This is a genomic window from Mesorhizobium sp. ANAO-SY3R2 (assembly GCF_042466635.1).
Lineage (GTDB): Bacteria > Pseudomonadota > Alphaproteobacteria > Rhizobiales > Rhizobiaceae > Aminobacter.
Genome location: NZ_CP159955.1, coordinates 3608920 through 3630966 on the forward strand (window position 1 = coordinate 3608920; position 22047 = coordinate 3630966).

The 22047-nt window shown below is 62.8% G+C and carries 22 protein-coding genes; 13 read left to right on the forward strand and 9 right to left on the reverse strand.

All coding sequences use genetic code 11. The annotated features are described in order from the left end of the window. Genes ABSY17_RS22285 through ABSY17_RS22295 form a run of 3 tightly spaced genes read left to right on the forward strand, consistent with a single transcriptional unit; the run spans nt 1 to nt 3050 of the window. Nucleotides 1–1023, forward strand: a complete 1023-nt coding sequence (locus ABSY17_RS22285; RefSeq protein WP_378945660.1) for an ABC transporter permease — start codon at nt 1–3, stop codon at nt 1021–1023. Continuing rightward, nucleotides 1020–2051 carry an ABC transporter ATP-binding protein gene (locus ABSY17_RS22290; protein ID WP_378945663.1) on the forward strand — a complete coding sequence of 344 codons (1032 nt, stop codon included), beginning with the start codon at nt 1020–1022 and terminating at the stop codon, nt 2049–2051. The genes ABSY17_RS22285 and ABSY17_RS22290 overlap by 4 nt, the downstream gene beginning before the upstream one ends. 9 nt (nt 2052–2060) lie before the next feature. Next, nucleotides 2061–3050 carry an ABC transporter ATP-binding protein gene (locus ABSY17_RS22295; RefSeq protein ID WP_378945666.1) on the forward strand — a complete coding sequence of 330 codons (990 nt, stop codon included), beginning with the start codon at nt 2061–2063 and terminating at the stop codon, nt 3048–3050. Nucleotides 3051–3074: 24 nt separating this feature from the next. Here the strand turns inward: ABSY17_RS22295 and ABSY17_RS22300 are convergent, their stop codons facing one another. Then, nucleotides 3075–3659 carry a MarR family winged helix-turn-helix transcriptional regulator gene (locus ABSY17_RS22300; RefSeq protein WP_378945669.1) on the reverse strand — a complete coding sequence of 195 codons (585 nt, stop codon included), beginning with the start codon at nt 3657–3659 and terminating at the stop codon, nt 3075–3077. Between the two features lie 212 nt (nt 3660–3871). Here ABSY17_RS22300 and ABSY17_RS22305 point away from each other — a divergent pair, with 212 nt between their 5' ends. Both ABSY17_RS22305 and maiA read left to right on the forward strand, forming a co-directional pair. After that, nucleotides 3872–4240 carry a hypothetical protein gene (locus ABSY17_RS22305; protein WP_378945671.1) on the forward strand — a complete coding sequence of 123 codons (369 nt, stop codon included), beginning with the start codon at nt 3872–3874 and terminating at the stop codon, nt 4238–4240. Between the two features lie 9 nt (nt 4241–4249). Continuing rightward, nucleotides 4250–4891, forward strand: a complete 642-nt coding sequence (maiA, locus tag ABSY17_RS22310; RefSeq protein ID WP_378945674.1) for a maleylacetoacetate isomerase — start codon at nt 4250–4252, stop codon at nt 4889–4891. A 38-nt stretch (nt 4892–4929) separates the two neighbouring features. On the opposite strand, the gene ABSY17_RS22315 is transcribed toward maiA, so the two are convergent. The 4 genes from ABSY17_RS22315 to ABSY17_RS22330 form a co-directional block, all read right to left on the reverse strand. After that, nucleotides 4930–5295 (reverse strand): hypothetical protein, encoded by a 366-nt coding sequence (locus ABSY17_RS22315; protein ID WP_378945677.1) that lies wholly within the window; start codon nt 5293–5295, stop codon nt 4930–4932. Beyond that, nucleotides 5292–5756: a hypothetical protein gene (locus ABSY17_RS22320; RefSeq protein WP_378945679.1), complete on the reverse strand. Its 465-nt coding sequence runs from the start codon at nt 5754–5756 to the stop codon at nt 5292–5294. Before ABSY17_RS22320 ends, ABSY17_RS22315 begins: the two co-directional genes overlap by 4 nt. 27 nt (nt 5757–5783) lie before the next feature. Continuing rightward, nucleotides 5784–7136 (reverse strand): metallophosphoesterase family protein, encoded by a 1353-nt coding sequence (locus tag ABSY17_RS22325; RefSeq protein WP_378945682.1) that lies wholly within the window; start codon nt 7134–7136, stop codon nt 5784–5786. Between the two features lie 838 nt (nt 7137–7974). Continuing rightward, nucleotides 7975–8886 (reverse strand): GNAT family N-acetyltransferase, encoded by a 912-nt coding sequence (locus ABSY17_RS22330; protein ID WP_378945684.1) that lies wholly within the window; start codon nt 8884–8886, stop codon nt 7975–7977. Between the two features lie 135 nt (nt 8887–9021). Here ABSY17_RS22330 and ABSY17_RS22335 point away from each other — a divergent pair, with 135 nt between their 5' ends. Further along, nucleotides 9022–9474, forward strand: coding sequence for a hypothetical protein (locus ABSY17_RS22335; protein WP_378945686.1), 453 nt, complete (start codon nt 9022–9024; stop codon nt 9472–9474). 35 nt (nt 9475–9509) lie between these two features. Here ABSY17_RS22335 and ABSY17_RS22340 read toward each other — a convergent pair whose 3' ends face one another. Both ABSY17_RS22340 and ABSY17_RS22345 read right to left on the reverse strand, forming a co-directional pair. Next, a complete protein-coding gene (locus tag ABSY17_RS22340; RefSeq protein WP_378945689.1) occupies nt 9510–10757 on the reverse strand; it encodes a flavin-dependent oxidoreductase in 1248 nt (415 codons plus the stop codon). A gap of 81 nt (nt 10758–10838) precedes the next feature. Beyond that, nucleotides 10839–11735, reverse strand: a complete 897-nt coding sequence (locus ABSY17_RS22345; protein WP_378945691.1) for a LysR substrate-binding domain-containing protein — start codon at nt 11733–11735, stop codon at nt 10839–10841. A 118-nt stretch (nt 11736–11853) separates the two neighbouring features. On the opposite strand from ABSY17_RS22345, the gene ABSY17_RS22350 reads away from it, so the two are divergent. Continuing rightward, the gene (locus ABSY17_RS22350) at nt 11854–12858 is read left to right on the forward strand and encodes a bile acid:sodium symporter family protein (RefSeq protein ID WP_378945694.1); all 1005 of its coding nucleotides are present in this window, start codon (nt 11854–11856) and stop codon (nt 12856–12858) included. A 21-nt stretch (nt 12859–12879) separates the two neighbouring features. On the opposite strand, the gene ABSY17_RS22355 is transcribed toward ABSY17_RS22350, so the two are convergent. Both ABSY17_RS22355 and aspT read right to left on the reverse strand, forming a co-directional pair. Next, nucleotides 12880–14490 carry a bifunctional aspartate transaminase/aspartate 4-decarboxylase gene (locus tag ABSY17_RS22355; RefSeq protein WP_378945697.1) on the reverse strand — a complete coding sequence of 537 codons (1611 nt, stop codon included), beginning with the start codon at nt 14488–14490 and terminating at the stop codon, nt 12880–12882. A 10-nt stretch (nt 14491–14500) separates the two neighbouring features. Next, nucleotides 14501–16192, reverse strand: a complete 1692-nt coding sequence (aspT, locus tag ABSY17_RS22360) for an aspartate-alanine antiporter (RefSeq protein WP_378945700.1) — start codon at nt 16190–16192, stop codon at nt 14501–14503. A gap of 340 nt (nt 16193–16532) precedes the next feature. On the opposite strand from aspT, the gene ABSY17_RS22365 reads away from it, so the two are divergent. From ABSY17_RS22365 to ABSY17_RS22390, 6 genes are all read left to right on the forward strand, one after another. After that, nucleotides 16533–17306 (forward strand): ABC transporter permease, encoded by a 774-nt coding sequence (locus ABSY17_RS22365; protein WP_378945702.1) that lies wholly within the window; start codon nt 16533–16535, stop codon nt 17304–17306. Continuing rightward, nucleotides 17299–18066, forward strand: a complete 768-nt coding sequence (locus ABSY17_RS22370) for an ABC transporter ATP-binding protein (protein WP_378945705.1) — start codon at nt 17299–17301, stop codon at nt 18064–18066. Before ABSY17_RS22365 ends, ABSY17_RS22370 begins: the two co-directional genes overlap by 8 nt. After that, on the forward strand, nt 18063–19019 hold the full coding sequence (locus ABSY17_RS22375; RefSeq protein WP_378945708.1) for an ABC transporter substrate-binding protein: 957 nt from the start codon (nt 18063–18065) through the stop codon (nt 19017–19019). Before ABSY17_RS22370 ends, ABSY17_RS22375 begins: the two co-directional genes overlap by 4 nt. A gap of 63 nt (nt 19020–19082) precedes the next feature. Then, nucleotides 19083–20096 (forward strand): MsnO8 family LLM class oxidoreductase, encoded by a 1014-nt coding sequence (locus ABSY17_RS22380; protein WP_378945710.1) that lies wholly within the window; start codon nt 19083–19085, stop codon nt 20094–20096. A gap of 234 nt (nt 20097–20330) precedes the next feature. Continuing rightward, nucleotides 20331–20999 carry a pseudouridine synthase gene (locus ABSY17_RS22385; RefSeq protein ID WP_378945712.1) on the forward strand — a complete coding sequence of 223 codons (669 nt, stop codon included), beginning with the start codon at nt 20331–20333 and terminating at the stop codon, nt 20997–20999. Nucleotides 21000–21007: 8 nt separating this feature from the next. Continuing rightward, entirely contained in the window at nt 21008–21652 is a 645-nt protein-coding gene (locus tag ABSY17_RS22390; protein WP_378945715.1) for a class I SAM-dependent methyltransferase, read from the forward strand. The last annotated feature ends 395 nt before the right edge of the window (nt 21653–22047 follow it).

Sequence of the window (22047 nt, forward strand, 5' to 3'; positions counted from 1 at the left end):
ATGGCTGTTCCCATGCCTGTGACGACACCGGCAGCGCCCTCGCAAAGCGCCAGGCGCGGCCCCTCGCTCCTCGCCAAGCTCGACGAACTCGGTCGCGAGCTCTGGCAGGACAAGCTTGGCACGCTCGGCTTCGTGGTCATCGTGGCGCTGGTGCTGATGGCAATCTTCGCGCCGCTGCTGGCGCCCTATGACCCCGCAGCACAGTCGGTCGTTTCGCGGCTGAAGCCCCCGGCATGGCTGCCCAAGGGGACGTGGGAGCATCTGCTCGGCACCGATCACCTCGGCCGCGACGTGCTCTCGCGCGTCATCTATGGTGCGCGTGCCTCGCTTTTGGTCGGCGTCGTCGTCGTTTTGGCCGCTGGCACCTTCGGCGTGGTCATCGGCCTATGGGCCGGCTTCAAGGGCGGCCGCACCGATGCCATCCTGATGCGCATCGTCGACGTCCAGGTCGCCTTCCCCGGGCTGCTGCTGATCCTGCTCGTCATCTCGGTGATCGGGCCGAGCATGACCACCATGATCATCGTCCTGGTGATCACCAACTGGATGGTCTATGCGCGCGTCGTGCGCGGCATCGTGCTGTCGGTCAGGCAGACGCCCTATGTCGAAGCCGCCGAGATGATCGGCTGCCGCACTTCACGAGTCGTCTTCAGACACATCCTGCCTAACCTGATCTCGCCGCTTCTGACGCTCGGCATCCTCGAGTTCACCAACATCGTGCTGGCGGAAGCCGCGCTGTCGTTCCTCGGGCTGGGCGTGCAGCCTCCCGCGACGAGCTGGGGCCTCGATGTCGCCAACGGCCGCGATTACATCTTCGTCGCCTGGTGGCTGATCACCTTCCCCGGCCTGTCGATTGCAACCACAGTGCTGTCGGTGAACCTGTTCGCCAGCTGGGTGCGCGTCACCACCGACCCGCAGGAACGCGAAAAGCGTTTCGCCTACCAGCGCGCCAAGGCCGCGGCGCGCCGCGGCACCCGCCAGACGACACCTGCAACACCTGTCCGCAGCCATGGAGGCCAGCCATGAGCATCAGTGCCATGAGTTCCAAGGAGCCGCTGCTCGAAATCGAGCAGCTCAAGGTCGAATTCGACACCAGGCGGGGGCTGGTGCACGGCCTGCGCGGCGTGAGCTTGTCGATCGGACGCGGCGAAACGCTCGGCGTGGTCGGCGAATCCGGTTCGGGCAAGAGCGTGACGGCGCAGGCCGTGATGGGCCTCATCGACCTGCCCGGCCGCATTGCCTCGGGCGACATCCGCTGGAAGGGTCGCTCCCTTTTCGGCCGCGAAGGCGAACGCTACGCCAACGACATCCGCGGCAAAGAAGTGGCGATGGTCTTCCAGGACCCGATGACCTCGCTCAATCCGGTGCTCAAGATCGGCACGCAGATCGGCGAGGTTTTGGAGCGCCATCTCGGCATGACGCGCAAGCAGGCGCTAAACCGCGCCGAAGAACTGCTCGCCGCCGTCGGCATCAGCGCCCCGCGCCGCCGTCTCGACCAGCATCCGCACGAATTTTCCGGCGGCATGCGCCAACGCGTGATGATCGCGATGGCGATCGCCTGCGAGCCGCAACTGCTGATCGCCGACGAGCCGACGACAGCACTCGATGTCACCATCCAGGCGCAGATCCTCGAGCTTTTGGCCGAGCTGCAGCAGTCACTTGGCCTGTCGGTGGTGCTGATCACCCACGATCTCGGTGTCGTCGCCGGCCTCTGCCACCGTGTGGCGGTAATGTATGCCGGCCAGATCATCGAGACGGGGCTTGCCGAAGACGTCTTCGAGCGGCCCGCGCACCCCTACACGCAGGGGCTGCTGCGCTCGACGCCGCGGCTCGACGAGGTCTCGGACCGGCTGATCTCGATCGAAGGCATGCCGCCCAATCTGGTCACTCCGCCCGAAGGCTGCTCGTTCCAGCAACGCTGTCCGCTTTCGGGCGAAGCCTGCAAGAAGGCGCCGCAGCTCGCCAATATCCGCCCCGATGCCGAGGCCGCGTGCTGGCAGCCGTCGGTGCCGGCCTGGGCCACGCCGCTGCATACTCCTTCGATCTCCGCCTAGGACTCCGCCATGCTCAATCCTGTACCAGCGCCTCCGCTTCTCAGCGTGCGGGACCTCGACGTCACCTACGAGACCGGCGCCCAGGGTTTTTGGGGCAAGCCAAAGGCGTTCAAGGCACTCGAGGCGATCTCCTTCGATCTCAGGCCGGGCGAGACCCTGGGCCTCGTCGGTGAATCCGGCTCGGGCAAGACCACCACCGGCCGCGCCATCCTCCGGCGCATCAAGACCTCCGGCGGCAAGATCCTGTTCAAGGGCAACGACATCACCCACGTCAAGGGCGAGGCACTGCGCAAGCTCCGGCGCAACATGCAGCTTGTGTTCCAGGACCCCTATGCCAGCCTCAACCCGCGCATGCGGGTCATCGACATCGTCGCCGAGCCGCTTCTGGTGCATGGGCTGATCCGCCATATCGACGAGGCGCGCGACCGCATCACCGACCTCTTGCGCCTCGTCGGCCTGCCGGCCGACGCACACGACCGCTTTCCCCACGCCTTCTCGGGCGGCCAGCGCCAGCGTATCGGCATCGCCCGCGCGCTCGCCCTGCAGCCCGAATTCATTGTCGCCGACGAGCCCGTCTCGGCGCTCGACGTCTCGGTGCGCGCACAGGTGGTCAACCTGATGCAGGACCTGCAGCGGGAACTTGGCCTCAGCTATTTGTTCATCGCCCACGACCTGTCGGTGGTCCGGCACATCTCGCATCGCGTGGCGATCCTCTATGCCGGGCGCATGGTTGAGATCGCCAATCGCGACGAGCTCTACGACCATCCCATTCATCCCTATACCGAGGCGCTGCTTTCGGCCGTTCCGGTGCCCGATCCGCGGACGCAGCGGCAGCGCAAGCGCATCATCTATGGCGGCGAGATCCCCGATCTCGTCAACCCGCCGCCCGGCTGCCGCTTTTCCACCCGCTGCCCGCTGGCGACCGCGCAATGCCGGCAGGAAGCACCCAAGCTGACCGTGCGGACGCCCGGCCACCTCGTCGCCTGCTGGAACAGGTAGGCCTATTCCAGGACAGGAAATCGGTCAGTCGCCGAATTTCGACGTGGCGAGTGCGGCGCGGCCATATTTGTTGTTGGCCTCGAGCAGCTTGAGCAGCGTCGCCAGGAAGGCATCGCGCTCCTCGGCGTCGAGCGTGTCGAGCAGCCGCTCCTGGGCGCGGCTCATCGCCGGGTGCATGGCTGCGACCAGCCTTTCACCTTCTGATGTCAAGCGGGCGAGCACCATGCGCTTGTCCTCGGTGCTGCGCGTGCGGTCGATCAGGCCGCGCTGGGCCAGTCGCGACAGCACGTCGGCGACATTGGTGCGGTCGATGCCCAGCGCCTGGGCCAGCGAGATCTGGTCTGAATCCGGATTGCCGGAGAGGATGGTCAGCAGCCCGTACTGCACCGGCGTGATGCCGAACTCGTGGCACTCCTCGAAGAACAGCGCGTAGTGGACCTGATGCAGCCGGCGGATCAGATAGCCCGGCCGCTTCCACAACGGCAGCCGCTCGATCAGTTGCTGCAGTTCCGGATTGACGACCTTGTCCGCGGGCGCTTCGGCCGCGGCCCGGACCTTCTTCCCGGTCTTTGGCTTGCTCGCCGCTTCCACCTTCGGTGCCCTGGCCATGCCCGTTTCCCCGCAATCGTTCGCCTTTTCTCTAGCGCCTCGGGCCGCCACAAGAAAGGGCGGTACCGCCTCATATTTCTGGCCACCTGTCTGGCCGGGCCAAGGCTGGAAGGAACCTGAAAGCCATGGAGCCAAAGGTCGTTTCGCGTTGCGGACGGATAAAAACGCGGTATACTGACGAATATCGGGGACCTAAAGAAGGGGAGAAAATCATGGCCCAGGAACCTCTGGCGACAAAAGGCAACTTTCTGCACATCTACGACTTCCGCGTCGAAACCGGGCGCGAAGACGAGTTCGTCCGCCTGTTCGAGGAATTCGACTATTCGGACGGCAATCCGATGCACAAGTCCTGGGCCCAGGTGAAGGACGGCGTGCTGTGCCGTGACACCGAGGACCCGCAGCGCTTCTTCCTGATCGCCGAATGGTCCGACATCGTCGAGCACGCCAAGATCCGCAAGGTGCTGGCCGAAGAGATCAAGCCGGCCTTCGTCGGCCTGATCGAGGGGAAGAAATTCGTGCCCAAATATGTCGAGGTCGTCTCCTCGACGCCCGACGAGATCCTCAACGCCGCCGCCCAGTGAGGCCTAGCGATGCGCACGCTCTACACATTCTTCAGGTCGTCGACCTCCTATCGCCTGCGCATCGCCCTGGCCCTCAAGGGGCTCGACTGGCAGCCCCACCATGTCAGCCTGCCCCGCATGGAGCATCGGGCGGCCGACTACATGGCGCTCAGTCCGCAAGGGCTGGTGCCCGCACTGGTCGAGGACGGCCAGGTATTCGCCCAGAGCCTCGCCGTCCTTGAATATCTCGACGAAACCTATCCGGAACCGCCGCTTCTGCCCAAGACGGCGGCCGACCGCGCCTATGTGCGCGCCCTGGCGCAGGTCATCGGCTGCGACATCCATCCGCTCAACAATGTCAGGGTGCTGAAATACCTGAAGTCGCGCTGGAACCTCACCGACGACGACACCAACGAATGGTACCGTCACTGGATCGCCGAAGGTTTTCGCTCCTTCGAAGAGACGCTGAAGATCTCGGGCCGCCACGCCCGCTACTGCCTGGGCGACACCGTCACCATCGCCGACATCTGCCTCGTGCCGCAGGTCGCAAATGCCCGGCGCTTCGACTGCGATCTTTCGGCATTTCCGCTGTCGGTTGAGATCTCTGACCGTGCCGCCGCCCTGCCCGCCTTCGAGGCGGCGCACCCCAGCCTGCAGGCGGACGCGTTCTAGCGGCATCAAGCGCTACTGCAGGGGCTCCGCCACCGGGGCTAGAGCCGAAAGAACGGGAGTGTCAGGTAGACACAGGCGACAATCGCCAGCACCGGCATCACGCAAATCCATGCCGGTCCAAAAAACCGCGTCGATCGGTCGGGAAGCGCCATTGCAAGGAGGCCTATGATGAGCGCGCCAGTCGCCGCCGTAGCGGTCCAGCCGTACCAGTAGATTGCCAGCGCCAGGAAACCGACGGCAGGATCGGCGATATCCCGGGAATGGCGGGTGCCGAAAAGGACGATGCCAAGCGACGGGTATACCGTGAACAACGCCACGTCTTTTGCCAGCGCGATCACGTAAAGGACCGGGAACGCCGTTCCAAAGGCCAGGACGAAGCGGCGAAAGGCAAGGCCAGACGTCATTGGCCGAAGCCCATGATGTTGTTTACCACATGGCCGATCAGAAACGCCCACCAGACGATGAAAGCAAGGATCGCAGTCAGGATGGCACGCATTCGGCGGGGTTCTTCCGGGGCTGGCCGCCGCCAGAGGACCCAATAGGCTGGCAGCACTCCCAATCCGATCGAAATGAAGTGCTCCTTGAGGTCGAACAACCCGAGCGCCTGCCAATGCCCGCTTCGCTCCAGAGCTGGCCTGACATCGACACGGAAATACAGATACAGGCTCGCTCCCAGTAAAGCGGAGCCAAGGTACAAAGCGACGATGGCATTGGCGAAGGACGCGGGAGCGATGGAGCGGAAGCGCGCAAAAAAGGATTTTCGGCGAGGGACCGCCGGAGCCCAGGCCGCCAGCGTCTGGTGCGTGACCGCCCCCAGCAGCGCCACCGCCACCAGGCCATGGATGATCATCAGTGCGATCGCCACCTGCACCTCCACTCGTGAAGTCACTTGCTATGTAAACAGATCCACGGTGGCGAACGGTTCTGCAGCCCACGGTCGGAAGCGATTGAGCGTGAATTTGGTCTTCTGCCCGGGCTCAACATCGACCAGGACGTAGTTGTATTCCTCCTTGGGTGGCTGGCCTTTCCAATAGAGGTCGAGAGGATAGTCCGCCGGCACCTTGATACTCGTCCGCCCCGGCAGGATCGGGTCCTGCTCCGCGCCACCACCGCCAAGCATCAGGTATTTCACCCCGTCGACCTCGTACAGTTCGGTCGTGTGGACATGCCCGTTGAACACGACCAGTTCGATATCCTTGGCGTATGACGCGATGACCTTATGGGGATTGTCGGGCTCCGGAATGGGGCCCAGGCCCGCGCGCGCGAAGACCGGGTAGTGGAAGACGATGAATGCCTTGCGGATACCTTTGGCCTTGGCGTCGTCCAGCCACTGCTGGAGTTGGGTCATCTGCTCGGCATATTTCGGCCGATCAGCATCCCAGAGCGAGGGAGAGCGATAGTCGTACTTTCCGCTCCACAGGAAGATGAAGCGAACATCCTTGAAATCGAACTTGTAGATGAGCCGATCCGGCGTCACGCCCAGTTTTTGCAGATAGGGCATGGCGGACAGGACGCCTGCAATCTCAGGATCGCCCCACACTTCATGATTGCCCACGCTGATGAACCAGCGCCCATCGAGACCCGCCGCGCGCATCTCATCATCAGGCGGCGGCAATTGCCGTAGCATCGTATCGTTGACCCGCTGCCAATAGGGGCTCTGCTCGAGCGTCAGCCCCTGGTTTCCCCACCAGACAACGTCGCCGCTGTTGATCACGAATCGCGCGCGCCCTGATTGAACGTCCTTTACAATCTCGCGGCTGACCCAGTCGCCGCCACTCAGCCGGAACATCGTCCGATGCACGCCGGGAAGCAGCTTGACGTCTTCGACCGACGCTTCCGTGACCCAGCCTTGATCGACGCTCAGCGTCATGACCTCGCTGCGGCTTTCAAAAGGCATGACGACCTGGATGAGCTTGCCGGTCACCGGGTCGAAGGTCATCTTCACATCCCGCTTGACCACGGCTTCCGCGACTTTTTCAGGCATGACCAGGCCGAACATCTCGACGAACAGCCTCACGAGGTCCGGCTGGCCATCCTTGTCCGGCAGGTACATCATCGGTCGAGTGTCGCCGACCGTAGCAAATGAAAACCCCTCTCCCGTTGCCGCGCCTTGTGCGCTGGCCATAGTGGCTAGCAGCGTCCCCGGCAGGACAGGCATCATTCCCAGGCCTGCCAACACCACTCTTCGGTCTATTTGGAGCTTGCGATCGTGATCCTGACTGTCGGAAAGCTGAGCTTCTTGCATGGCCTGCCTCCATCACAGATGTTAGCGCCCCGGCAAATCATGCCCGGCAAACATGTGTTGGCAGCGCGTGCGCCATGTACGTTTGACATGGGAACACGCGGCTAACCACAGAACTCAGGCAAGACCCAAGGATGGGACGGCGCTACTGTGCGCACCGTTTGGCGGGTCAATGCTCCGGGCACCTTGGCACCGTCCAAGCTTAGTTGAATTTTGCGACATTGTCCTGAGGCGCCATCAGGTCCGGACGCGAAATTGCGCCGGACCAAGGTGTCAAAGGTTCGTGAGGGGCCGCCAACGCCCGCTGCTTCGACTGCGATCTTTCGCCATTCCCGCGGTCGGGGGCAAGTGCCGACGCACCGACGCCCTGCCCGCCTTCGAAGCGGCGCATCCCAGTCGACAGGCGGACGCGTTTTAGAGGGCGCAGGACTGCGGGCTCACGAGTGTCGGCTTCCGACCCATTTCAGACATCGAAGCGCTAAGCCGCCCGGCTGAAAGCTGCCACGCGCGAAGTCACGACACCGAGGCTGATGACCCGGCTCAGCGCTCCGTGAGCGACAAACCGTTATTTGCCCCGCTGCAATGGTGCTTGACCTACTGTGACCAGAAGATCATTGCCTGCGACCGATGTGGGGCCGGTGAACGAATCCGCTGCGGGGGAGTGCTGGGAAACGGGGACACACCTTGGTCGAATCAACGATCGAGGCCGCCGCAGGCAGGCCTTAAGCCTTTCGGGGTTCGGCTCCTCCTTCGAAGAGCTTTGCGTAACCGGAAGCCCCGCCCGTCTCTCCTGCTCGTCAGGCTGCTGACGAACTCGACAAGCAGGCTTGCCACAGTGCAGCTAGAGATGAAAATCACCGGACGATTCCGGTTGGTAGATCACCCTTTCGATCAGGATACGTTGCGTACGATCTGTAACCCTCCAGTCGATGGCATCGCCTTCCTGATAGCCCAGGATCGCGGCGCCGACGTCGGAAAGGACCGATAGTTTACCAGAGCGTTCGTCGGCGTCTTGCGGATAGACAAGAGCCACTTCCTTTTGTTCATCGTCAAGCTGCAGCACGACCCTGGAATTCATTGTCACGACATCGCGCGCGACGTGCTGAGGATCAACGACAATGGCTCTCTCGATCTCGTGTTCAAGCTCGACAATTGCCACCCCTTGCTCGAACTCAATCAGGCTCTGGAGCCGTGCTTTGTCGATCTCCGTGACGTAGATGTCGGTAGATTTTGCCATGGCGCCTTCGCGCAGGAGTTGGAGATACCGGCCAGAGGTCATGGACAGGGAATTGAGCGTTGGTGTTTCGAGTTTGAGAAGAAAACCGCAGCGTTCAAAACCCTTCAGCGAGCGCGTATTGTTCGGGTGAATTTTGGCGATGACGCTCTCGGCTCGCATGTCGAGGAAGGCGAGCTTCAAACCTTCGCGGATGGTGCTGGCGCCAAGTCCGCGCCCCCAGTTGTCATGGTCTCCGACGACCAGGACTATTTCACACTCAGCGCCTGTCTTGACCAGACGGACGAAGCCGACCGGGATATCGTTTCGGTCGTAAGCCATAAAGAAGCGGCCGCCCTGATTGAACAGATGTGTCAGGATCGGCATCTGAGTTCGGTCGACGGCCTGTGCGATGAATCGAGACACACTGCGGGAATCGCTCAGGTAGCGAGTGACGCGTTCATCTTCTAACCAATCCATCAGGATCAGTGCGTGTGTCCGAGTGATTTCTGGACGCAACGAAACAAAAGGCTTGTTCATCTTCGCTACCTTGGTCGCAAGAATGAAAGCCTGTCACGGTCGCTGCCGTGCTGGTTCTTTCGGATCAACGTTGAAATTCAGAAGGCCGATCTAGCAAAGATCCAGCGGTGAAGGCCAGCGGAGAAGCGCCTCCGTATGAGTGAGGGGGTGCCGCAGTCTAAGTGGGGCGGCCCCCTGAGAGGGTTTCTGAACGGGACGGGCAGGAAACCATCCATTGCGGTCATTCAAAGCCCATGGCTAAGTGCGTCTATGACATCCGGCCGAAGACTGACCGAGGAAGAGTTCCAAGACTGCTTTGCTCATCCGATGATCGACATAACGGAACATGCAGAGGCAGTCGTAGACATCTGGCCGTATGTTGATGCGCTCGACCTGCATGAACTTGGCATTCCCTATGTCAACGACGTTCATTATGTTTACCGCGACGCTCACGATCGCTTCGATCAGATTCTTTTAGGAACTGGCCGCTTCAACGCCCTTCTCGTGATCGTCGTTGAATTAGGGGCAAGTGCTGTCTTCGGTCACTTTCTTCTCGATCTCAACGAAGAGCATGGCGCAAGCGGCGGCCTCCTGCGAAGCGTCTGCTAACCACCCATGGGCGACCTCGAAGCGCCCCCATCGCCTCACGCCCTCCGCTTGGCCGCCACACTCGCCTTGTCGTAGCCCGCCACCTTCTTGTAGCTGTTCGACATGGCGGCGAGCTCGTCCTGGCTGATGACGTCGTCGAGGCGGGCGAAGGGGCGGTCGCCGGTGCGCTCATAGACTTCCTTGAGGATGACGTCGGGCGGCGTCGTGCGGTTGGTGCGCACCACGTTGGCCGTCGCTTCGAGCCGCTTGTCCTCGTAGGCCGTGAGGATGGCCGCGACGTCGCCGCCGGCGGCAAAACTGTCGGCCAGCGCGCGCGCGTCGAGGATCGCCTGGCCGGCCCCGTTCGAGCCGCGCGGATACATCGGATGCGCCGCATCGCCCAGCATGGTGATGCGCCCAAAGCTCCAGCGCTCGAGCGGATCCTTGTCGACCATCGGATATTCGAGGATGCTTTCTGCGCCGCGGATCAGGCCGGGCACGTCGAGGAAGTCGAAGGTCCAGTCGGCGAAGGCGCCGATGAAGTCGTCGAGCTTGCCGCGGCGGTTCCAGTCCTGCTGGTGGTAGTGCGGCGTCTCGATCTCAGCGACCCAGTTGATGAGCTGGCGCCCCTCGCCGTCGAGCTTCTTGCGGATCGGGTAGATCACCATCTTGCCATGGGTCAGCCAGCCGGCGCGGACGTAGGATGCGCCGGTGAGATAGGGCTTCCACCAGGTCGTGCCGCGCCACATGTTGACGCCGGAATAGATCGGCCCGCCATCATCGGGCACCAGCTGGTGCCGCACCACGGAATGGATGCCGTCGCAGCCGACGATGGCCGCGCCGCGCTGGGGCGGCCTGTCCTCGCCGGTACGGCTGTCGACGAAATGGGCGATTGCCGCGTCGTCGGTCTGCTCGACGCGGGTGCATTTCCAGCCGGTGACGACGCAGTCCGGCCCGGCCCGCTCGATGAGCGTACGATAAAGGATCTGCTGCAGGTCGCCGCGATGGATCTGGAACTGCGCATAGTCGTAGCCGGCAAAGGTGCCCACCGGCTCCTTGTAGACCAGTTGGCCGAAGCGGTTGAAGAAGCACGATTCCTGCGCCGTGACTGCGACTTCGGCCAGCGCGTCCTGCAGCCCAAGCTCGGTCAGCTGCTGGCTGGCATGCGGCAGCACGGAAATGCCGACGCCGATCGGCCTGATCTCCTGCGCACTCTCGTAGACGCGGAACGGAACGCCCGCTTTGTTCAGCATCAGAGCAAGTGTCAGCCCGCCGATGCCAGCCCCGATGATCATCACGTCCATATGCCCCTCCATACAATATAGGAAGTATACTGATTATTTTTGCGGTCGAATAGGCTATTCTGTGGCGTCGCGCAGAAATGCTTAGACGGCTTCCCGGAACGGCAGCTCGAACTCCTGGCGCGCATTGCGGTCAAGGATTTCCTTGGCAAGGGCGGCTGCAACCCCCGTCGGCTCGCTTGCGGCGCTGGTGAGGATGAACTCGACCTCCTCGAGCTGCGGCAACTGCGGGCCGGTCGGCAACACGACAAGCCCCGACGAGACCATGCTGCGCGGCTGGACCATGACGCCGAGTCCGGCCCTGGCTGCCGCCTGCAGTCCACTCAGGCTGCCGCTGGTGCAGACGATGCGCCAGGGAATGCCCTTGCGGTCGAGCGCCTCGATCGCTGCCACGCGGGTGATGCCGGGCCGCGAGAACAAAATGAGCGGAAGCGGCTTGCCCTGCTCGACGACCGAAGGTTCCCGCGCCGCCCAGACCAGCCGCTCGGTGCGAACGGCAACGCCGGTGCGCGCTTCCCGCTGCTGGTTCAGGCCGACGCGCCGCTTGGCGATGACGAGATCGAGCGCGCCCTCGTCGAGCAGGTCGAACAAGGTGCTGCTCAGCGCAACGGTCAGTTCAAGCTCGACGGAAGGATGCCGCTCGGTGAATTTGTGCAGAACATCGGCCAGCCGCGTGGTGACGAAGTCCTCCGACGCGCCGAACCTGATGCGCCCGCTCAGCCTCGCCCCCTGCAGGTAGCTGCGCGCCCGATCGTTGGCGTCGAGGATGGAGCGGGCAAATCCCAGCATCGCCTCGCCATCGGGCGTCAGCATCACCGAGTGGGTGTCGCGGACCAGCAGCCGCCTGCCGGTGCTGACCTCGAGCCGCCGGACGTGCTGGCTCACCGTCGACTGGCCGATGCGCAGATGGACGGCGGCGCCTGTGAAGCTGCGTGCGGTGGCGACCGCTACGAACGTCTTGAGGAGTATCGGATCGAACATGCCCCCTCCGGGTGTTCACGAAACGAAATGAGCATCATTCCTGTATGCACCATTCACAATACCAAAGGCATTTGGCATACTGTATACCAATTTAGCTCCATGCCAAGGGATCAAGCGCTTGTTCTCCCGATTTCGTCCTGACACTTTCATCCTGCTGATGATCGCCTGCGTCGTGCTGGCCTCGCTGCTGCCGGCCCAAGGCAGCTTCGCCGGTTATTTCGGCACCGCGACCAACCTTGCGATCGCACTGCTGTTTTTCCTGCACGGCGCACGTTTGTCCCGCGCGACGGTGCTTGCCGGCATGACCCATTGGCGCCTGCATCTTGTGGTCTTTTCGTCGACCTTCGTGCTGTTCCCGATCATCGGCCTGTTGCTCGGCTTCCTGGTGCCCAGCGTGCTGCCGGCGGCACTCTATGCCGGCGTTTTGTTCCTGTGCGTGCTGCCCTCGACGGTGCAGTCGTCGATCGCCTTCACCGCACTCGCCGGCGGCAATGTCCCGGCGGCCGTCTGCTCGGCCTCGGCCTCCAACATCATCGGCATGTTCCTGACGCCGCTGCTGGTTGGGCTGCTGTTCACCAATGCCGGCAGCGGCGGGGTGTCGCTTTCGGCGATCGAAGGCATCATGCTGCAGCTGCTGGCGCCCTTCATTGCCGGCCAGATCGTCCAGCCATGGCTGGCCGGCTGGCTCGGCCGGCACAAGTGGCTTATGACCACGGTCGACCGCGGCTCGATCCTGATGGTGATCTATCTCGCCTTCTCCAAGGCGATGGTCGCAGGGCTCTGGCAGCAACTGCCGGCGCAATCGCTGCTGGTCCTGCTGCTCATTGCAGCCTTCCTGCTCTCAAGCGTGCTCGCCATCACCATCTTCGCCAGCCGCTTCTTCGGCTTCTCCAGGCAGGACGAGATCACCGTCGCCTTTTGCGGCTCGCACAAGAGCCTGGCCTCCGGCGTGCCGATGGCCAATGTCATCTTCGCCGGCCAGGAGATCGGCGCCATCGTTTTGCCGCTGATGCTCTATCACCAGATGCAGCTGATGGTCTGCGCCTGGATGGCGCGGCGCTACGCCGAACGCACCGCAGCCGAGCGCGCGCTGCTGGCCGAAACACAAGGGGCGGCGGAATAGGGCGAGGCGCTCACTCCCTGGTCAAGACCGGGACTTGGCCTGAAGCTCCTTGTAGTGAGCGAACACCTGGTCGGCCATCGCGCGCAGCGAGCGGCCGATATTGGCGTATTCATATTCGTTGAGGTTCGCCAGCGACGCGCGGCCCGCCGGCTGCAGAGTGCCAAATCCGCTCCCCGGTAGAAGCACGATCCCTGTGTCGTTGGCGATCCGGAACAACAGTTCCGTCGGCGCGATGTTCTTCTTCACCCAGGCGGCGAAATCAATGCCGTAGAGCCGGCGGGCGATGTCTTCCATGTCGAGCAAGGTGTAGTAGTCGACTTCGTTTTCGCCCGACTGCGGCGGCAGGCCCAGTTCGCGATAGAGTGCGGCCTCGCGGCGACGCACAAGTTTCTTCAATTCGGCCTTGTAGCCGTCGTGTTCGTCCATCAGCGCAAACAGCGAAAACAGGACCATCTGCACCTGCTGCGGCGTCGACAGCCCAGCGGTGTGGTTGAGCGCGACCGTGCGGCTGTCGGCCACCAGCCGGTCGAGGAACTTCAGCTTGGAAACATCGGGAACGAGGGACTGATATCGCTCATCCATCTCCTTCTTGTCTGCCTTGGGCAGGCCTTCGAGCTTCCGATCGAAGATGTTGTTGTCCCTTTGCGTGGCAACCACGCCGAGGCGCCAGCCGGTCGCCCCGAAATATTTGGAGAACGAGTACACGAGCAGCGTATTGGCAGGGCAGGTGGCGAAAAGCGACCGGAAACGGTCGGCGAAAGTGCCATAAACGTCGTCGGTAAGGATCATCAAATCGGGCCGTTTGTCCACGACGATTTTGGTGATCCTGTCGAGGCTGCGGTTGTCCATCTTCACCGAGGGCGGATTGCTCGGGTTGATGCAGAAGAAGATCTTGACCTCCTTGTCGAGCAGCTTGTCCAGTTCCTTGTCCGGATATTGCCAGCCGGCTGCCGGGTCGGCTTCGACATGCACCTGCTTGAGGCGATAGTTGTTGAGCTCGGGGATCTCGATATAGGGCGTGAACGCCGGCATGCCGATGGCGACAGTATCGCCAGCCGCGATCAGCTTGTTCTGCTTCAGCGTATCGAAAATATAGGTCATCGCGGCTGTACCGCCTTCCACCGCAAAGAGATCGATGTTGCTGGTGGTCATGAAGCCGCCGCCCATCTCCTTGACGATGTAGTGCTTAACGATCTCCTCGCTGATCTGCAGCATGCGTGGCGGGACCGGGTAGTTGCAGCCCAGAATGGCCTCGACTGATTCATGCAGGAAATCGGACGCGGACAGGCCAAGCTGGTCGCGGACATAGCTCAACGCGCGGCCGAGAAACTCGACGCCCGGATGTTCGCGCTGCTCGGCGACGAAGCGCTCGAAGCGCCCCTCGATGCCCTCGATTTTCGGCAGACCGCCGATGCCGCTTTGCATGTAGGAAAAGGACAACTCGGCTTCCGCCACTGCAAACAGCCCCAGCCGGAAGAATGCCCGGCGCGGCAGGGTTGCGAGGAAATTCGGATTGCCGCGCCCGGCGTTAAGGATCAGCCGGTTTTCCCTGCTCGATGCGACCTTGATCAGCGCATCCTTGAGTTCGAACGGGCTCAGCTTGGCGTATTGACTGTAGTCAATGCGGGTCATGACCTTCTCCTCAAGCGAACGCAACGACCAAAGGGCCGAGCAGCGTCAGGAACACGTTGGCAAGCGCATAGGTGATGGCAAAGGGCGTGGTCGGGATGGAGTTGCCGGCCTTGTCGAGAACTTCGCCAAAGGCCGGGTTGGCGCTGCGCGAACCGGCAAGCGCGCCGGCGAAAATGGCCGAATTGTCATATTTGAGGACATAGCGGCCAAACAGCATGGTGATGAGCAGCGGCAGGATGGTGACGACCACGCCGATGAGGAAGATAGACAGGCCGCTGGTGGCAATCGTCTGCACAGCCTGCAGACCCGACTGCAGCCCGACGACGGCGACGAAGCCGGCAAGGCCAAGGTCGCGCAGCAGGGTCGAGGCAGCAGTCGGCATGTTGCCGATGGCCAGGTTGCGGCTGCGGTACCAGCCGAACAGCAGGCCGGAGAGCAGCGCGCCGCCACCGCTTCCCAGCGTCAGCGGGATCGAGCCGATGCGCACCACGATCAGGCCGATCAGCAGGCCGAGAACCAGGCCGAGCCCGTGAAATACGAAATCGGTTTTGTCGCTAGGCACGATCACGGTGCCGATCGATTTGGCGGCACGCTGCAGATCCTGATCCGTGCCGTAGAGGGTTACGACGTCGCCCGCCTCGATCACGGTGTCGAGCGCAAGCGGCAACGGCTTGTCGGCGCGCTTGATGCCGACGACATAGATGCCGTGGCGCAGGTCGGCACCCGCGCTTGCCTTGATCTCAGCCACCATCTTGCCGGTGAATTCCGGACTGTTGATGGTCACGTCACGGGTCACGACCACCACATCCATGCCAGCGGAGGATTGCATCTCCGTGCCGATGCTCCCCGCTGCGGCGACGACCCCGGCACGCCTGCCGACCAGCAGGACGGTGTCGCCGTCCCTGAGTTTCAGTTGCGGCTGCACGCCAATCAGCTTGCCGGCCCGCTTGACCCGCTCGATGGTGAAGGCGCTGCCTTCGGATGCCGTCTGTTCGATCTCTGCGACCGTGCGTCCGGCAGCGGCGCCGACACGATAGATTCGCCCGACCAGATCCGGTGCCGCCGGGTGCTGGCCGGGACCATAGACCTGCACGCCGGCAAGCATTTCCGCCTCGGCCTTGATCGCGTCGTCCCTGATGCTGCGGCCCATGAATTTCGGCAGCAGGTTGACGCAGACAATAATCGCGCCAAACGAACCGAAGATGTAGGTGACGGCATAGCCGACCGCGACGTTGCCCTGCAGCCGCTGCACCTCGTCGGCGGCAAGGCCGAGCTTGCCCAGGGCGGCGCTCGCGGTTCCGATTATGGCCGATTGGGTAAGCCCGCCGGCAGCGATGCCGGCGGCCAGCCCCTTGTCGAGGCCGAACATGCGCGCCAGCACCACGACGGTAAGCAGGCCGCTGACGGCGAGGACCACGGCCATGGCGATCTCGCGAAGCGAGTGGCGCCCCAGCGAGCGGAAAAACTGCGGCCCGCTTTCAAAGCCGACGGCATAGATGAACAGGGCGAAGAGGACCGATTTCACGCCATTGTCGATCGACACGCCAACCTGGCTGATCAGAACCGCAACCAGCAGCGATCCGGCCACGCCGCCGAGCTGGAATTTGCCGAACTGGATCTTGCCGATGGCATAGCCGCCAGCCAGCGAAAGAAAGAGTGCGATTTCGGGAGATTGTCGGAAAATTTCGTGGAGCAGGTTCATCAAACCCTCCAACGCGATCTCTGTGAGAGAACGGCGAATGAGCGGAACTGCCGAAAACGAAGCTGAGTTATAGGGCGCGCCGGTGCCCGTTCCAGATGCAGCCGCCATATTGGCCGGGCGGCAAGCCGCGCCTCGGCCTTTGCACGACAGCGCTACTCCATTTCACCGTCGGGGCCCGTGGACACATTGGTCGCGAAGCCCTCCGTTCGAAACCACCCTTGACGCTGAGCGATGCGCGGGGGACCGCGGCGCTGATTTTCGCACAGGCCGATAATATGACTTGAATTATCATGTTTATGGTTTATCCCGGCCTACATCCGCGAACCAAACCAGAAGATCAATGCAGCTTCCCCGCCCAATCCTGACGATTGCCGTTTTCGCGGCAGTGCTCGGCCTTTGGTGGGCAGCGAGCACGTTCGGCTGGGTCAACGCATTTCTTCTTCCTTCTCCCAGCAAGGTCTTCAATACGCTGATCGACCTGGCGCAATCAGGCGCGCTGGCGCGCCATGCGCTGATCAGCCTGCAGCGTGTCGGCCTCGGCTACGCGCTTGCGGTGATGGCCGCGATCCTGCTCGCGGTCACCTTCTCCAGAAGTGCTGCGCTCCGGAACCTTCTCGACCCGCTGCTTGAATTCATGCGGCAAATTCCGCCGCTCGCACTCATGCCGCTCCTGATGCTGTGGCTCGGGATCGGCGAACTGCAGAAGGTCGGCATCATCGTGCTTGCCTGCTTCTTTCCGATCTTTCTCGGCATGCGCGGCGGGATTGCACAGGTCGACCACAAGCTGATCGAAGTCGGCAAGGTATGCGGACTGAGCCACGGAGAAATCATGTGGCGCATCGTCTTGCCGTCGTCGCTGCCCTCGATCGTCGTGGGTCTCAGGATCGGGCTCGGCTACAGCTGGCGCGCACTCGTCGGTGCAGAGCTGATCGCCTCGTCTGCCGGCCTCGGCTATCTGATCGTGGACGCCGAAAACCTGGCGCGCACCGACATCGTGCTTGCCGGCATCCTTGTGATCGGTGTGATCGGCCTTGTCGCCGACCAGTTGCTGAAATGGGGCATCGCGCGGGCAGCACCCTGGCTCGCATCCGACCTGGAGATGGCCCGTGCTTGAACTCAGCAACATCGGCCGCCGCTATCGGGTGGCCGAGCGCGAAGTCGTGGCGCTCGAGGACATCAGCGTGACCTTGCCACAGGGCAGCTTCACCACCGTCGTAGGCCGCAGCGGCTGCGGCAAGACCACGCTCTTGCGCATTCTTGCCGGCCTGACGACACCGAGCGAAGGCACGCTCGACTACGGTGCCAACGCGTCGCCCCGGATCGGCGTGGTGTTTCAGGACGCGCGCCTGATGCCGTGGCTTTCTGTTTCCGACAATGTCGGCTTCGGGCTCAAGGGCCGGTTCGAGCAGGGCGTCGTAGAGACGCGCTGTCTCGAGGTACTCGAACTCGTTGGCCTGGAAAACTTCCACGCCGCGATGCCGTCGCAGCTTTCAGGGGGCATGGCACAGCGCGTGGCGATAGCCCGTGCGCTTGTCATGGAACCGGACCTGCTTTTGCTGGACGAACCCTTCGCGGCGCTCGACGCCTTCACTCGACGCGCCATGCAGAACGAGCTGATCGACATCTGGCAAAAGCGGCGGCCGACTATCGTCTTCGTCACCCATGATGTCGAGGAGGCGGTGCTGCTCGGCCAGCACGTTCTCGAGCTCGACCAAGGGCGGCTTGTCGGGCAGGAGCCGATCGAAAGCGCCTATCCGCGCGATCCCACCGACCCAGCAGTTGCACGGCATCGCCGGGACATCCTGGCCCGCCTGCTTGGCCCCCAGGCTTCGCCGACTTCATCCCTCTCAACCTTGACCAAGGAAACACTATGAGAACCCTCGCCACCCTCGCCCTCGCCCTTTCACTGGTCGCCGCCCCAGCACTCGCGGCCGACAAGCCCGACACCGTGCGCATCACCTATGTGTCGGCGCCGTTCAACGTTCCCTCGATCGTCATGCGCGAGAAGGGCTATCTGGACGAAGCCTTCGCGGCTCATGGCATCAAGGTGGAAAGCCCCGAGATCACCTCGGGTGCGCAGCAGACCCAGGCGATCGCCGCCGGCGAGATCGACATCGCCAGCGTTCTTGGCGGCACCTCGGCCATTCTCGCCAGGGCGAACGGCGTCGACCTCAAGGTGATCTCAGCCTATGCGCGCTCGCCCAAGGCCTATTTCCTGATGACGCGAGCCGATGGTCCCGCAGCCATTGCCGATCTCAAGGGCAAGAAGATCGCCGGACCGAAGGGAACGGTGCTGAACCAGCTTCTGTTGGCGGCCCTCGCCTCGCAGGGGCTGACGCTCGACGACGTCGAATACATCAACATGGACTTGCCGACCGCGCGTGCAGCGCTTCTCGCAGGCCAGGTCGACGTCGCCACGCTTGCTGGAAACAATGCGGTGATGGTCGAGCAGGCCGGCGGCAAGGTTCTCACCGGCGGTGAAGGCTTTATCAAGCCGACTAATGTTATCGCTGCCCGCGCGAAGTTCCTGGAAGAACATCCCGACCTCGTCGAAGCGTATTTCGCTGCGCATCGCAAGGCACTCGGCTTCATCGCCGAGCATCCGCAGGAAGCGCTGGAGATCGCAGCCAAGGAACAGAAGATCTCCGTCGAAGAGGCCGCCAGGCAGATGCCGCTCTACGATTTCGCGCCCGCAATGACCGATGCCGACATCGCCAATCTCGGCGCCGACCAGACCTTCATGGTCGAATCCGGCATGATGCCCAAGGACAACGTCATCGACATCAAGGCAGACCTGGTCGCCCCTTCCGCCTTCACGATCAAGTAGATCACCTCACGCAAGCAATACATCAGGGGGCGTGCCAGGCACGCCCCCTCAGCGGACAGTGCGATGAAACTTTCGATCCTCGATCCGGTCCAGATCACCGTCGGCCAGACCTCTGGCGATTCCATGCGCGCATCCATCGTGCTGGCGCAGGCAGCCGAGAGGCTCGGCTATCATCGCTACTGGCTGGTGGAGCATCACGACGTTGCCTACGAGGCCAACCCCGCGCCGGAAGTTCTGGCGACAGCACTGGCTGGCGCCACCTCAACGATCCGGATCGGGGTCGGCGGCCTGCTGCTAAACCACTACAGCCCCTACAAGTCGGCCGAGGCCATGAGAACGCTCGGCGCACTGTTTCCCGGCCGCATCGATGTCGGAATCGGCCGCGCCACGGCGGGCCCGAAGGCAGACACGGCACTGAAGCGGCTTCGCGACATCCCAACGCCAGACGACCACGACCCCCAGACGGAAGAATTTCTGGGCTGGCTGGGCAACGACCTGCCGGCAGATTCGCCATTCCATGGCATCGCGATCATGCCGGACGAACCGGCGGGGCCGTTGCCCTGGGTGCTTGCCGCAACGCAAGGGAGCGCGCTGCGCGCCGCTCGGCTCGGGCTGCCCTTGGCCTGTAGCGCCTTCCACGTTCCGGAAAACGCGCCCGGAGCCTGGAAGGCCTATCACGAGAATTTCCAGCCCTCGCGTTTTGCCGCCGGCGTCGACAAGCCGACCGCCTTTCTTGCGGTCCGCCTCATCATCGGCGAAACCCAGGAGGAAGCCGAGCGGCTTGCCATGCCCATGCGCACGCTGTTCAAGCTGCGGCGCAAGGACAATCTGATGCTCGACAAGATGCCGACGCCCGACGAAGCCATTGCGATGATGGGCGGTCTTCTGCCGACGGAAGACGCCACCTGGCCCGCCTATGTCGTGGGTTCGCCCGAACGGGTGAAATCGGCACTGCAGCGGATGGCCGAGATCACCGGCACCGACGAAATCATGGTTCAGGACGTGCTCCACGACGCGGAATCGCGCCTGCGCAACTATGAGCTCCTGGCGAGAACCTTCGACTTGTGCGGATCATAGAGCGGCACCGGCACACATTGTGCCGCTCCATCGACGCGATCAACTCGGCACGAACGCGACACCTGCAGGCGTTGGTCGCAACTCGACATACCGCAACCAGCACTCCGACCATGATACAGCCCTGCGCATCTTGCGCGGCTCTTCACACGTGGCTTTTCTCACCCCGTGCAATGATCGATCGGCAGCAGGCCACCGCTGTTTTCCGCGTGGCTGAATTCATGATAGATGGCCGCCATGAATTCGTTGTCAGATGCCTTTCCGGTCTATAGTCCGCCGCTGGAACCCTACGTCTCGATCCTACATCGGGACGAGGATCTTCTCGTGCTCGACAAGCCGAGCGGCCTTCTTTCCGTGCCCGGACACCACCCTGCGCTCACTGACAGCCTGGCGACGCGCGTCCAGCGAAAATTCCCCCGAGCCCTGATCATTCATCGACTGGACAAGGACACGTCCGGCCTTGTGCTGATGTCGCTCAACCGCAAGGCTCATGCGGCGGTGGCGAGGCAGTTCGAGGCGCGCACCGCCAGAAAATCCTATGTGGCCGAGGTCTGGGGTAGGGTCCAGGATGAGGAAGGACTGGTCGACCTGCCTCTGGCCATCGACCCCGACAACAAGCCCCGGCATCGCGTCGACCACGAGCACGGCAAGCCCGCGCAGACGCGCTGGCGCGTTCTCGGATATGGCGAGAACACCACGCGCCTGCGCCTTTTTCCGCTGACCGGACGCACACACCAGTTGCGCGTGCACATGAAGGCGTTGGGCCACGTGATCCTCGGCGACGAATTCTATGCTGACGGCGCGGCCTTGAAGGGCGCAGACCGCCTGCTTCTCCACGCCGAAGAACTGAGCTTTCGTCATCCTGGTGGCTCGGACGTCACCTTCACCGCCCCCGTACCCTTCTGAGAGCGGCGATGGCGCAAGACCTCGACACATCTTCCCTGGTCGTCGATTTCGTCGGTGGCGCGGTCGGTCACCGTTTTCGCTCTGGCGAGGGACGCGGCCAGGCTCTGGCGAAAGCCGTGGGGTTTTCGCGCGGCATTGTGCCGGAAATCGTGGACGCCACTGCCGGCCTCGGCCGCGATGCGTTTTTCCTTGCATCGCTTGGCGCACGCGTCACCCTCATCGAGCGCTCGGCGACGATGCATGACCTCCTTGCCGAAGGGCTCGAGCGCGCCCGGGCGGAGGGAGGCAAATATGCCGAAACGGTTGCGCTGATGACGCTGATCCATGGCGACTCAAGCGCGCTTCTGCCTCAATTGAAGCCGCAAGTGGTGTTGGTCGATCCAATGCACCCGCCACGTAACAACACGGCCCTGGTGAAGAAGGAGATGCGGCTGATCCGCGAGATCGTCGGCACCGATCCCGATGCAGCCCAACTGATGCAGGTCGCCTTGGAGACTGCGCGCAACCGCGTGGTATTGAAGTGGCCCCTGCGTGCGGAGCCGATGTCAGTCCTGCCCAAACCGTCCCATCAGATCCTGGGAAAGAGCACTCGCTACGACGTCTTCGTCAAAGCCAGGATCGCAGAAACAACCTCATCGGTTCAAACGGCGTAACGTCGAGCGCGTTCCGATGAGCAAAGACGCGAACATCGCCGATGTTTTGCAGAAGACACTCCCCGCTCACGGCGTCCTAGCCTCGCAATTCAAAACGATAAGGCACTGCGCCATCGTGAGGGGGAGCGCATCGCGACTTTCTGGTGATGCGAGCAAACTTGATGGTCGATGCCGCTATCCGCCTCGCTGCCGTGTGCGTGTTGCTACGCCACTCGCCGTCAGCGACGAGGCCGTCACCCGAAACCTGTGACCTCTGCCTTCGCAGGTCAGCGCAACTCCATTTCCCCCGTTGAAGCTTGCCGCCGCATCAGCTATGAACGCGCGTCGTCCGGTGCGCCGGGCGTGGTTCGCGGCCTGCCCGCGGACAGGCACCCGTAGCTCAGCTGGATAGAGCG